This window comes from Rhodoligotrophos appendicifer, assembly GCF_007474605.1.
Classification (GTDB): Bacteria; Pseudomonadota; Alphaproteobacteria; order Rhizobiales; family Im1; genus Rhodoligotrophos; species Rhodoligotrophos appendicifer.
Genome location: NZ_VHKL01000001.1, coordinates 416,925 through 429,565 on the forward strand (window position 1 = coordinate 416,925; position 12,641 = coordinate 429,565).

Annotated in this window: 10 protein-coding genes; 3 read left to right on the forward strand and 7 right to left on the reverse strand. The window is 61.6% G+C overall.

The features are described from left to right. The first annotated feature begins 104 nt into the window (after positions 1 to 104). The gene (locus FKM97_RS26180) at positions 105 to 248 is read left to right on the forward strand and encodes a hypothetical protein (RefSeq protein WP_170240697.1); all 144 of its coding nucleotides are present in this window, start codon (positions 105 to 107) and stop codon (positions 246 to 248) included. Here FKM97_RS26180 and FKM97_RS01950 read toward each other — a convergent pair. Beyond that, positions 228 to 1,607: an aspartate aminotransferase family protein gene (locus FKM97_RS01950; protein WP_143957445.1), complete on the reverse strand. Its 1,380-nt coding sequence runs from the start codon at positions 1,605 to 1,607 to the stop codon at positions 228 to 230. The two genes, FKM97_RS26180 and FKM97_RS01950, sit on opposite strands and share 21 nt — an antisense overlap. A 36-nt stretch (positions 1,608 to 1,643) precedes the next feature. After that, on the reverse strand, positions 1,644 to 3,137 hold the full coding sequence (locus FKM97_RS01955; protein ID WP_143957446.1) for an NAD-dependent succinate-semialdehyde dehydrogenase: 1,494 nt from the start codon (positions 3,135 to 3,137) through the stop codon (positions 1,644 to 1,646). A gap of 155 nt (positions 3,138 to 3,292) precedes the next feature. Here FKM97_RS01955 and FKM97_RS01960 point away from each other — a divergent pair, with 155 nt between their 5' ends. Further along, on the forward strand, positions 3,293 to 3,766 hold the full coding sequence (locus FKM97_RS01960) for an Lrp/AsnC family transcriptional regulator (RefSeq protein WP_143957447.1): 474 nt from the start codon (positions 3,293 to 3,295) through the stop codon (positions 3,764 to 3,766). A gap of 296 nt (positions 3,767 to 4,062) precedes the next feature. Here the strand turns inward: FKM97_RS01960 and FKM97_RS01965 are convergent, their stop codons facing one another. Then, a complete protein-coding gene (locus tag FKM97_RS01965) occupies positions 4,063 to 5,283 on the reverse strand; it encodes a CaiB/BaiF CoA transferase family protein (protein WP_143957448.1) in 1,221 nt (406 codons plus the stop codon). Positions 5,284 to 5,321: 38 nt separating this feature from the next. Beyond that, complete coding sequence (locus FKM97_RS01970) at positions 5,322 to 6,101, reverse strand: enoyl-CoA hydratase/isomerase family protein (RefSeq protein WP_143957449.1); 780 nt, start codon at positions 6,099 to 6,101, stop codon at positions 5,322 to 5,324. Between the two features lie 201 nt (positions 6,102 to 6,302). On the opposite strand from FKM97_RS01970, the gene FKM97_RS01975 reads away from it, so the two are divergent. Further along, positions 6,303 to 7,085: a GntR family transcriptional regulator gene (locus FKM97_RS01975; RefSeq protein WP_143957450.1), complete on the forward strand. Its 783-nt coding sequence runs from the start codon at positions 6,303 to 6,305 to the stop codon at positions 7,083 to 7,085. Between the two features lie 16 nt (positions 7,086 to 7,101). Here FKM97_RS01975 and FKM97_RS01980 read toward each other — a convergent pair whose 3' ends face one another. From FKM97_RS01980 to FKM97_RS01990, 3 genes are read right to left on the reverse strand one after another with little or no spacing between them, the layout of a single operon-like run. After that, on the reverse strand, positions 7,102 to 8,529 hold the full coding sequence (locus tag FKM97_RS01980; protein WP_143957451.1) for an FAD-dependent oxidoreductase: 1,428 nt from the start codon (positions 8,527 to 8,529) through the stop codon (positions 7,102 to 7,104). Beyond that, positions 8,526 to 10,595, reverse strand: coding sequence for a hydantoinase B/oxoprolinase family protein (locus FKM97_RS01985; RefSeq protein ID WP_143957452.1), 2,070 nt, complete (start codon positions 10,593 to 10,595; stop codon positions 8,526 to 8,528). The genes FKM97_RS01980 and FKM97_RS01985 overlap by 4 nt, the downstream gene beginning before the upstream one ends. 3 nt (positions 10,596 to 10,598) lie before the next feature. Then, complete coding sequence (locus tag FKM97_RS01990) at positions 10,599 to 12,623, reverse strand: hydantoinase/oxoprolinase family protein (protein ID WP_170240698.1); 2,025 nt, start codon at positions 12,621 to 12,623, stop codon at positions 10,599 to 10,601. Between the last annotated feature and the right edge of the window lie 18 nt (positions 12,624 to 12,641).

A 12,641-nucleotide genomic window follows, 5' to 3' on the forward strand; every position in this document is an offset into this window, starting at 1 on the left:
AGCTGTCCAGGATCCTCTCCACGCCGCGCCGAAATCGGACTTTCAGTTCTTCGCGCGAAGACTACCAACGCATTTTTCTGCGACGCGTCAAAGGATGCGCTCGCATGATGATCGACATGATGTACTTTCAAACCTCGAGAAGCTGGCTGTTGCGTATGCCGATCACTGGCTGGACCTCCGAGTTGACAATTCCAGTCGCACTGCATCGCAAAAGCATCGATCGGAAACTAAAGCTGCTTGAAGGTTGACTCGACTGCGTCTGCTGCAGCCTTGACGATGATGTCGGCATCTTCTCTCGTAAGACAGAGCGGCGGCGCGAAGCCGAGGATGTCACCTTGCGGCATGGCACGACCGATGACGCCGCGCTCGGCAAGGGCGGACGCAATCTGAGGTCCGACTTTCCGCGACGCATCGAAAAACCTGCGGTCGGGCTTATCCTCGACGAATTCTACCGCCGCAAGCATCCCATCGCCGCGTACATCGCCGACATGTGCGTGGCCGCCGAGTGCTTCGGCGAGCTGCTTGCGGAAATAGGCGCCGACCGTGCCGGCGTTCTCAACAAGTCCCAGGGTGTCGATCAACTCCAAATTGGCGACGCCGGCAGCGGCGCAAATCGGGTGCGCCGAATAGGTCCAGCCATGGCCGAGCGCGCCCATCCTGTCCGATCCCTGAACCAGGACCTTCCACATGCCTTCAGCGACAATCACGCCCGACAGCGGCGCATAGGCAGAGGTCAGCCCTTTGGCGATGGTGATGAGATCGGGCGTCATGCCATAGTGATCGGAGCCGAACATCGTACCGAGCCGGCCGAAACCGGTGACGACCTCATCGGCGACCAGCAGAACATCATATTTCTTGAGCACAGCCTGGATCTTCTGCCAGTAGCCCATGGGCGGCGGGACGATGCCTCCGGTGCCGAGGACGGGTTCGCCGATGAAAGCTGCAACCGTATCCGGCCCCTCGGCAAGAATCATTTCCTCGAGCTTGTCGGCGCAATGCTGCGAGAATTGCTCCTCGCTCATCGAGCGATCCTCGCGCCGGAAATAATAGGGGGCCTCGGTATGCAGGATCGGAGCGCGCGGGAGGTCGAAGGCGTTGTGGAAGAGTTCCAGTCCGGTCAAGGATCCGGTCATCACTCCTGATCCGTGATAGCCGCGCCAGCGGGAGATGATCTTCTTCTTCTCGGGCCGCCCGAGCACATTGTTGTAGTACCAGATCAACTTGATGTTGGTCTCGTTCGCGTCCGAACCGCCAAGACCGAAATAGACGCGGCTCATGCCATCCGGCGCGCGATCGATGATCATTTTGGCAAGCCGGATCGACACTTCCGTGCCGTGTCCTGCATAGGCATGGTAGTAGGCCAGTTGGCGGGCCTGCTCTGCAATGGCATCGCTGATTTCGGTGCGTCCGTAGCCGACATTCACACAATAGAGGCCGGCGAAGGCATCGATGCTCACTTTTCCCGCGGAATCGCGGATGCGCACGCCCTCGCCGCCGGTGATGACGCGCGCCGGGCTCTCGCCGCGCGCATGGGTGCCCATAGGGGTCGACGGGTGAAAGAAGTGGTCGCGGTCCCAGGCGGCGAGTTCGTTTGATCGGTCGAGCATGACAGCTCCTTTTATTTCAGGTTGCGAGACCCGGTCTCAGGCGAGATTCAGGCAGACATATTTCAGGTCGGTAAAGGCTTCCATCCCGCGCCGCGATCCCTCGCAATCGAGACCGGACTGCTTGACGCCGCCAAAGGGGACTGGCGCGCCGGTGATCTTCACCCGGTTGATGGCGACCATGCCATATTCGAGGGCTGCAGCCATGCGGCGCTGGCGCGCGCCGTTTTCGGTCACGACATAGGCGACCAATCCATATTCGGTCTCGTTCGCGCGGGTGACGACCTCCTCCTCCGCATCGAAGGGAGTTACCGCCGCTACCGGGCCAAAAGTCTCCTCGCGCATAATCGCGGCGGCGTCCGGCACGTCGGCCAGCAGGGTCGGCTGCATGAAGAGGTGTCCCGCGTCATGGCGCCGGCCTCCGGCAAGAAGTCGAGCGCCCCGGGCGAGCGCATCGCTGATATGCGCCTCGGATTTTGCAATGGCGCGTTCGTGCATCAGCGGCCCGATCTCGACGCCCGGCTGCAGGCCTGGGCCGACTTTAAGCCTTGAGACCCGCTTCGCAAACGCCTGGCAAAAGGCGTCATAGATAGAGCGTTCGACATAGATGCGGTTGGCGGCGAGGCAATCCTGGCCCGATGTCGCAAACTTGGCCTGGACGGCGATGTCGACGGCTTTCGTCAGGTCTGAATCGGCAAAGACGATCAGCGGCGCATGGCCCCCGAGTTCCATGACGAGGCGCTTAATGGTGGGGGCGCATTGTGCTGCGATCAGGCGGCCGATCTCGGTCGAGCCGGTGAATGACAGGGCACGCACGCGCAGATCGGCACAGAAGGTCCCGACGATGGTCGCGGCGTCGCCGGTGACGATGTTGAGGACGCCGGCTGGAATTCCCGCCCGCGCACCGAGCTCGGCCAGTGCCAGAGCCGAAAGCGGGGTTTCGGTCGAAGGATGAGCCACCACCGTACAGCCGGCCGCGAGAGCGGCCGCGGCCTTGCGCGTCAGCATCGCGGAGGGGAAGTTCCACGGGGTCGCAACACCGACCACGCCGACCGGCTCCCGCCGCACCGCCATCTCGGCGCCCGGCAGGTGGCTGGTCACGCCCTCCACGTTTGAGCGCTTGGCTTCCTCTGCATACCATTCCACGAAGGAGGCTGCGTAGTCGATCTCGCCGAGCGACTCCGAGAGGGGCTTGCCTTGTTCGTGGGTCAAGATCAAAGCGAGGTCGTCGCGCGCCGCCACGATCAGGTCGAACCAGCGGCGCAGAATGACCGATCGCTCCTGTGGCAGGCGCTTCTTCCAATGCTTGAACGCACGGGATGCGGCATCGATCGCGGCGGTCACCTCGGCGCCTTCCAGCGAGGCAACTCGGGCGAGTACGGCACCCGATGCGGGATCCGCCACCTCGAAGCTCAGCGCACGCCCACCTGAGGTCCAGCGCCCGTCCACATAGGCTTGCTCGCGCAACAGGCTGTGGTCAGCCAAACAGGCTGTCAGTATGTCCGCATCTGTGGCAGCGAAGGCCGTTTTCAACGAAGTCTCCTCTTAAGAAGCGGCACCTGCGAGCTCGAAACCCGCTCGAAACAGTTCAAACAAAAATAACCCAGAAAGCGTGGTGTATTTCTGCAAAAGAAACCGTATTTCTGCATAATATCGGTGAAATTCTCTATTTTCTGCAGGAATCCTGAATGAAATCGATAAATCGCGCTGACGTCGCCCTTTTGAACGCTCTTCAACGGGATAACCGCCTCACGTCGGAAGCGATGGCAGAGATCGCAGGGTTGTCCCCCACCGCCTGTCAAAGACGCGTGAAGCGGCTTCGTGAAGAAGGCATCATCGAAGGTGACGTATCAATCGTTTCGCCCGATGCAGTTGGGCGGCCTATAAGCATGATTGTGGCAGTCTCTCTCGAACGCGAGCGCGCCGACATTATCGATCGCTTCAAGCGAGCCATTCGCGAAACACCAGAAGTGATGACCGGCTACTACGTCACCGGGGATTCCGATTTCATATTGATCATCTCGGCCAAGGATATGGCGGGCTACGAAGCGTTCACGCGTCGGTTTTTTTACGAGAATCCCGACATAAAGGGCTTCAAGACGCTTGTGGTGATGGACCGGGTGAAGGCCGGTTTTGCACTTCCGATAGAGGTCTCATCTTAAGAATGGAGGGGGCAAGGGCGCGTCTCGCTTCAGAATTGGCGGCGTGTCACCAGGCGGATTGATGATTAGCCGTCTGCAAGTCATGCGAGTGTGCTCCCCGCGATCTCGATGGGAACGACCGAAAACGGATAGTCCGCTTACGGCCATTACCGTTCAGGAATTCTATAAAACGCTGGATTTTTTCCGGAAACGCACAACATTCAGCAGCCCTAAATTTGTTTATATGTCGACGATCGACCTGCGCCGCGCTTCAGCTGCATCGGTATCAGGAGCAACATTCTGTTGAGGAACGGAATTTACCCTGCACTTATGATGGAATCATTCGCTCTAAGCTTTTCGATATCAAAATCTGAGCAACCCACTTCTTTTAATACTTCGACGGTGTGCTCGCCCAGGCCTGGCGCCGCACGGGGGGTGTTGACAGGCGTCCCTGAAAATTTCACGGGAAAGCCGATGGTTTTCACCCGGCCGCGTCGCGGATGTTCGACGATGGGCACCATGTCGCGGGCAATGACTTGTGGATCATCATGCATTGCCGGCACAGTCAGGATTGGGCCAGCCGGGATGCCGGTCGCCTCGAAATCGGCCAGCCATTCTTGTGCAGTTCGGAGCTTGAACAGCGCCACGAGGATTTCATCAAGTGCAGCCTTATTGGCCATGCGGTCGGTGTTTTGTTTGAAGCGAGGGTCGTCAGCCAGTTCGGGTGCGTTTAGAATTTTGGTCAGCCGCAGCCAGTTCGGTTGGCTTGCCGCACCGACATTGATCCAGCCGTCGGCTGTTTCATAAGCCTGGTATGGCGCGCTGAGGGGATGCGCCGATCCCAAGGCGCCGGGGCTGTCGCCCGTGGCGAATGTGATGGCGGAATGCCAATAGGTGAAGGTCACGCCGGCTTCGAGCAGAGAGGTGTCCACCAATTGTCCGCGCCCCGTACTTTGCCTGGCAAAGAGGGCCGCGGATACGCCCATGGCGGCGAGAATGCCGGCCGTGATATCGGTGATCGGAGGCCCGACTTTCACTGGCGGCCGTCCTTCACCTTCGCCGGTGATACTCATTAACCCACTGATGCCTTGCGCGATGAGATCGAAGCCTCCGCGTGTGGCATAGGGCCCGGTCCGTCCAAAACCGGACACTGAACAATAAACGAGTTGCGGGAATTCCTCGCGCAGTGTTTCCCACCCCAACCCGAGCTTGGACATCGTGTCATGGCGATAATTTTCGATGAGCACATCCGCCCGCGCCAGCAGCCGGCGCAGAATGGCGCGCCCGTCCTCCGTTTTAAGATTGAGGGCTATCCCGCGCTTGTTGCGGTTCATCATCATGAAGGCATGGCTGTCGGGATCGCCGGCCTCATTCGGCATGGTGTCCCGGCGCGTATCGTCGCCGCCCGGCACCCGCTCCACCTTGATCACATCGGCCCCCATATCCGCGAGCATACGTCCGCAGGTTGGCCCGGCCATGACATGGGCCAGCTCGATGACGGTCACGCCCTGCAACGGGCCTGTCAGCTTGTCCTTCATGCTCTCGTCGTCCTCCGGAAATCTTGGATATCGGGCGCTCATCGGCCCTTGAAAACAGGCCTGCGCTTCTCATTGAAGGCAGTCGTACCCTCGCGATAATCTTCGGTGTCGTAGCAAAGATACGGCTCGTCCCGTTCCTCGCTCGACAAGGGCCGGTCATCGCTGAGGCGCTTGATGAAGGCTTTGTGCCAACGGTTCGACAACGGCGCGGCCTGTGCGATCCTCGCGACGCTGCGGTCGACCTCCTCGTCCAGCGCCTCGGGTGCCACGACCCGGCTCACCAACCCCAAATGATAGGCTTCCTCGGCACCGAAAATCCGGCCTTCCAGCAGCATTTCCAGAGCAACCCTGCGCCCGACGAGATCGATCAAAATATCGAGTTCGTCATAATCAAGGGTGAGGCCCAGCCGATTCGGGGGAATGCCGAAGCGGCCGTCGGAGGCGCTGATCCGGATATCGCACATGGCGGCGATCTCGAGGCCGCCGCCGATGCAGACGCCGCGGATCTTGGCCACAGTGGGATGTCGGCAGGATCGCAGATGGACAATCGTCCCCGCCGTCAACTCTGCATACTGCTTCGCCTGCGTCGAGCCCAGCCGGTCCTCGTCGAAGCCTCCGATATCGCTGCCGGCGCAAAATGCCTTGCCGCCCGCTCCCTGGATCAGGATGCAGCGAATGTCATCGGCCTCCGAAAGCTCCCGCAACGCCTCACCGAAATCCTGATACATCGACACCGTGAAGGCGTTCATCTTCTCTGGTCGGTTCATGGTGACCGTTGCGATCCCCGCGTCCCGATGGACGGTGATGAGGTCTGGCATCCGAGCTCCTGACAAAACTTAGGAACCCACCACCAAGGGCTACGTTCCTAATTCTATAATTATATAACTTTTTGATTTCGGGGAGCGCAAGCTGTAAGAATGGTCCAGGTTGAAAATTGCGGACATTTCAGCCGGAAAGAGGTATGGCCTAAAGACAGGCCGTGCCTGTATATGACCGCGAACGAGGCTCGTTGAACCCCCATGCCAACGCGAACCAGCGCAGTTGATCAGGACCAGCCTGTGGGACGAAAGGCACGCCGGCGTCCTTGGCCCGGCGGCGTTCCGAGTAGCCCCCCAGCCGCACAGCTCTCGCGCCGCTCCCTTCATGACGACATTGCCGACCTGCTGCGCGACCGCATCGTGGAAGGCAAAATGCCTCCTGGCTCCTTTATCGACGAGGCGACACTGGTCCAGTCCCTGGGCGTCTCGCGCACCCCGATTCGCGAGGCCCTGAAGGTCTTGGCCTTCGAGGGCTTGGTCACAATCTTCCCGAACCGTGGCAGCTATGTCGCCCGGCTCGCGCCCCAGGATGCCGAAGCCCTGATCGAGGTCCTGGCGGAGCTGGAAGGCTTCTCCGCTTATCTCGCTTGCCAGCGTCTGACGGATGAAGATCTACTGGTCCTGCGCAGGCTGCACGAGGATATGGTCTCTGCCTTCAGGAAGAAGAACAAGCTGGAATATTTCAATCTTAACCAGCGGATTCACGCGAAGATCATTGATTGCAGCCGCAACGATTATCTCGCGGATACGCACCGGGCCTATACCGGACGGCTGCGGCGCGTCCGTTACCTCGGAACGCCGACCCCCAAGCAGTGGCGCAGCTCCGTTCAGGAGCATGAAGAGATCCTCGCCGCCCTTGTGGACCGCGACGCCGAACGAGCGCGCAGCTTGGTGACCGCCCATGTTGCCGGCATCTGGCCGATGGTCGAAGCGGTGCTTCTGGCGGAGAGCGAAGAGCAGACCTCCCTCGACCAGGCCCTCTGAAATCCTCACCGAGCGTTCACCCGACTTGTTTTCCCGGTGATGCCTTCTCTTTCACCGGAACGAGTCCCCCCGGCATCATTGCGGCCAGCGCCACATCCAGTTTGGCAGGCGTTCGCCCTACATCTTCTGCCGCTTCCTTGCGGGCCAGGGCGGCGCGTATAACGCGCGCGCCGACATAACGGAACGGCTCAGGCGGAAACCGCTCAGGTATCTGGCCGACCATCGGTAGGCGCGCATAATCGTCATCCACTCCAAGGCTCAGCGAGGCGAGTATGCGCCCGCCGAGATGGGTGGGGCCGACCCCGTTTCCGGAATAGCCGAAGGCGTAGACAATGTTCTCCGCTCCATTCAGATGGCCGAAAAGCGGCAGCCCCGTCATGGTGCGATCAATCGGGCCGCCCCAGCTCTTGGCATCGGATACACCCTTGAGCTGCGGATAGAACCACTCCATCGTGCCGCGCACCTGATTGCGGAACGGCGACGCGCCCTCGAACAGCGACCCGAACTTCGCCCCGAAGGCGAAAGAGCCGCCGCCCTTGCCGAACACCATCCGTCCATCCAGCGTTCGCCGGTAATAGTTGGTGAAGAGGCGGGAATCCGAGATCGCGATCCCCGAGCGGAGATTGAGTGATTCCAGCAGTTCGGGACAAGGCTGGGTCGCGACGAGGTCGCTGCCCACCACCACCATCAGACGTGCGAGTTCAGGGATCAGACCGCTCCAAGCGTTCATGGCCAAGCCAACGCGCTGTGCATCTACCGATCCATCGCGCGTAATGACCCGTGGCGTCCGACCCCGCACCAGCGCCGTCATCGGCGAACACTCGAAGATGCGCACGCCGTTCTCGATCGCCACCCGGCGCAGTCCCCGCGCTAGGCGGGCGGGCTGCACGGTGGCGGAATTGGCCCCGAATACGCCGCCGATATGTCGACGCGAGCCGCTGCGATGCTGGACCTCGTCCAGAGAAAGCTCCTGAAAAAGACCGAGGCCGTATTTCTCCAACGCCTCCGTCGTCGAGCGCCAGGAGCCGATCTGCACCTCGTTGCTGGCAGTCCACAACCATCCGTCACGGCGGAAATGCGCATCGATCCCGTGCGTCTCGCAGAAGCGCCCGATCTCTCCGATGGAGGCTTCGCCCATTTCGACGATCCGGCGGGCATCCTGTCCCCCGTAAAGCTTGGCAAGGGTCAGGAACTTCGCGGCCCAGGTCAGCATAAAGCCGCCATTGCGGCCGCTGGCACCGCCGCCACAGATGTCGGCCTCGACCAGGACAACATCCGCTGACGGGTCCATCGCCTTGATCCCCAGCGCAGCCCACAGACCGGTGAATCCACCACCGACGATGCAGATGTCAGTCTTGATGTTTTCCCGCAGAATCTGGGGAGGATCGTTCTCCTCCGCCAAGGCCTCGTCGAGCCACAGGCTGCGGCCGCTTGAGGGACTCATTGCGGTTTGGCCACCGACAGCCCGCCGGGAATATGCGGCATTGAGAGTATCCTCAGCTCCACCTCGTCGCCTGGGGCGACACCCAGGACACGGAGGCCGAAGTCGTCGAGGCCGATGTCGTGCCCCGTCTCGCCGACCAACTTCACCCAGGCGCGCAGCGGCGCGGGATTGCGGCCATGCAGTTCGACGAGCGTCCCCCCAGGCGCACCTAACAAAGCGCTCTGGGTCGCAGACAATGCCAAAGTCCGGTGGCGACCCTTACGACCTTCATACGGATCGCTTTCGTCGCTGCGGACCGTGATCCTGATGCGCTGGCCAGCAATCTCCCGCCGGCGCACGGTGGTGGCTTCAGAATCCACCTCGCCATCCGCGCTGAAGATAACACCATAACGCTCCGATGCCCGTTGCATGGACACGTAGCCGCCCGCGACGTCGATGCGCACCTTTTCCGGATCGCGAGTCAGGGGGTCGCCATAGCCGCCGCCGCCGGCAGACTGCATGATGACTGTGTCACCCTGGAGCAGCTTCAAGCCGGTGGTCTTTCCCGGCGTCGCCAGCGGCCGTTCCTCGCCCTCGCGCATGATGGTCGCCCGAACCTGGTGTGAGGCATGCGCCCGTGCCATCCCGTAGGGCGGGATCACCGCCCTGTCGCTGAGGACCGAATATTCGGCTTCTTCGTCGAGCAGTCGAAGTTCGCGATGCATGCCGAGACCCCCGCGGCTCATGCCCTCGCCGCCCGAATCCGTGCGCAGTTCGCAGCGTTCAACCAGGAACGGAATGGTCGCCTCGAGGTTTTCCGCCGTTTCGATGGAGCGCACATTGCCATGGTCCACATTAACGAAGGCGCTGGAACCGTCATGCTCCAGGAAGCCACCATTGCCGCCGGCCGGCACCTCGATAGAGACGTAATTGCGCCTGTGAGCGCTGTGATACCCACCCATATTGTTGGGAAACGAGGTCCCGCAGAGATCACCTGAAACACGATCGAACGCCACCTGGGACAAAGCGCCGAGCATGACCGACAGAGAGCGCTTGCGCACCTCCGCATGGGCCCCCGCAGGAGCATCCGGCTTCACATCCACGATGGAAGCCTCCGGTGCTGTGAATCGAATAGGCCGGAATGAGCCGCCATTGACCGCGCCACCGGGATCAAGCGTCGACTTCAGCGCCACGAACACGCCCGCACCTGCGACCGCAAGCGAGGAGTTCACCGGCCCCGGAACCTGCGGGTTGGAGCCGGCAAAATCGGCGACGATCTCGTCGCCTCGGATGGACAGTTTCAGCTTCATCAGCACGGGATCGAAGACGCCGTCATCGAAGTATTCGAGATAATCTTCATAGACATAATCGCCGTCGGGCAGCTGCGCGATTTGCTCGCGCATGCGCCGCTCCGCTCTGTCGAGGTTGAGATCGATGCAGGTGAGCACCGTCTCTTTCCCGTATTTTTCGATCATCTTCTTGATGCGGTTTTCGGCGATGCGGCACGCACCGATCTGGGAGTTCAAATCGCCCAGCCGCTCTTGCGGAATGCGCATGTTGCAGAGGACCAGATCCTGCACGCCCTTGTTCAGCTTGCCCCGGTCGTAGAGCTTTAGCGGCGGGATGCGGACGCCCTCTTGGAAGATGCTCTTGGCCGCACCTGAGTAACTCCCGGGCACCATGCCGCCGACATCGGCCCAATGGGTCCGCACGCCGGGAAACATGAACAACTCGCCATCTACGAACATCGGGATCAGGACCGTCACGTCGTTGAGATGGGTGCCGCCCCGATAGCTGTCGTTGAACAGGATCACATCGCCCGGCGCGAGGTCGTCGCCGAGATCCTCCATAACGCAGCGCACGCCCCACGGCATGGGGATGATATGGCTGGGGAGGTCGTTGTACTGCGCCACCAACTCCGCATCGGTGCTGAACAGCGCGCAGGAGAAATCGTCCAATTCATAGACGGCGGCCGAGTACGAGGTGCGCACCACATTGGCGCGCATCTCTCGTACGATGGCGATGAGGCCTTCCGTGACCACTTCCAGGGTGATGGGATCGACCTTGTGCATGATGTTCTGGTCCATGGCTCAGTGTCCCTTGGTCAGGATGAGAACGCCAAAGCGCTCGAGCGTGCAACGCCAGCCGGGGGGCACGATGGTGACGGAACCGGATTCCTCCACGATGGCGGGACCCGGAATGGCGGCATCCTTGGGAAGCTTCATCCGATCATAGACGGGCGTTGGCGAGAAGGCGCCGTCGAACAGGACGTCGCGCGTGACGATCAGCGCCTTGTCCAGGCTCCCCTCGACGGTCCACTCCGGCAGCGAGGGTTTCGACATGACGCCGATGACAGCGAGGCGAAAATTCACGATTTCCAGCGGATCTCCCTCCGCGGAATGGCCGTAGCGCTGGTTATGCGCCTGATGAAACGCCTGGCTATAGGCGTCGAGATCGATGGGGCCTGTCGGCAGGTCGACCGCCAGTTCCCAAGACTGCCCCACATAGCGGATGCCGCAGGATCGGCGCATCTCGACGGAACCGGTCGTGACCGCCTCCTTGGCGAGACCGGCCTTCCCGTCGGCCTCCATGTCCCGGAAGATCGTTTCCATCTCGGCCACGTTCTCGGCTGCCACGGCCATCGGATGAGTGCGCACATAGTCGTGCCGGACGTCTGACAAGATCGCCCCATAGGCGGAGAAATTCCCGGGGTTTGGTGGGATGACCACCTTCGGGATCTCCAGCTCCTCGGCGATCGCCGCTGCATGAAGCGGGCCCGCACCGCCATAAGCAAGGAGAGCGAAGTCGCGCGGGTCGTAGCCCATGCCGATGGAAATTTCCTTGATCGCGCTGACCATGCGCGCAACAGCGATGCGCACGATGCCTTCGGCAAGGGTGAGCCGCGTCACGCCGGCCATTTTGGCGACGACGCTGTCTATGGCGGCCTCCGCGAGATCCGGGCGCATCTGCACCGTACCGGCGAGTTTTCCTTGTGGGTCGATGCGGGCCATGACGATGTTGGCGTCGGTCACCGTAGGTTCGGCACCGCCACGATCATAGCAGGCCGGTCCCGGCTGAGCGCCGGCGCTTTGCGGGCCGACCTTCAGGATCGGGCCGCTGTCGAGCCAAGCGATCGACCCCCCGCCGGCACCCACGGTGTTAATCTCGATCTGTGGGGTCCGGTTGGGGAAATCCGAGATGAACTGCTCGTTGGTCAACGGCACCTGCAGGTCGTCCAGAAGGCAGACATCGGTGCTGGTCCCTCCCATGTCGTAGGTGATGAGATTGCGCACTCCGATCGCCTCGCCCAGCGAAGCGGAGGCGGCGACACCTCCCGCGGGACCGGAGAGGATCGTATTGACGGGAAACCGTCCGGCGCGCTCGCCGGTGAAGACCCCGCCATTCGACGTCATGATGAACACTGGCTTGCCGTAGCCACGCTCGCTTAGAGCGCCGTCGAGAGACGACAGGTAACGGCTGACGCGCGGGCCGGTATAGGCGTTCAGGACTGCGGTCGAGAAGCGCTCATATTCACGAAACTCCGGCAGAACATCGGCGGACGTCGTGACGAAGCAGTCGGGCATCGCGGCCTCCAGCCTCCGGGCGATCTGGCGCTCGCTCGCCGGGTTCGCGTAGGAATGGAGCAGGCACACCGCAACCGCTTTTGCTTCCGCGCGTCGAAGCGTAGAGATGATCGTGTCCAGCTCGTCCGCGGGCACATCATGAAGGATGGAGCCGTCGCGAAGGGTGCGCTCCCCGATCTCCAGGATCCGGCTACGCGGCACCAGCGGTGCGGCTTTTAAGGTCTTGATGTTATACAGCACGGGACGGTTGGTGCGGGCGATCTCGAGCGTGTCGCGGAAACCGCGATTGGTGATCACCCAGACATCGGCACCCTTGCGCTCCAGCACTGTATTGGTGGCGAGCGTCAGCCCGTGGATCAGGCGCTCCGCTTGATTGAGATCGATCCCGAGCCGCGCGAGCGCATCCAAGACACCTTGCTGCGGCGCGTGCGGCGTCGTCGGGGCCTTCTCGGAGCGCAACTCCCCTCGGGCCGCGTCATAGGCGACCGCATCCGTGAAGGTGCCGCCGACATCAATTCCTATCCAACTCATCTGCGTAATGCTCCGTCG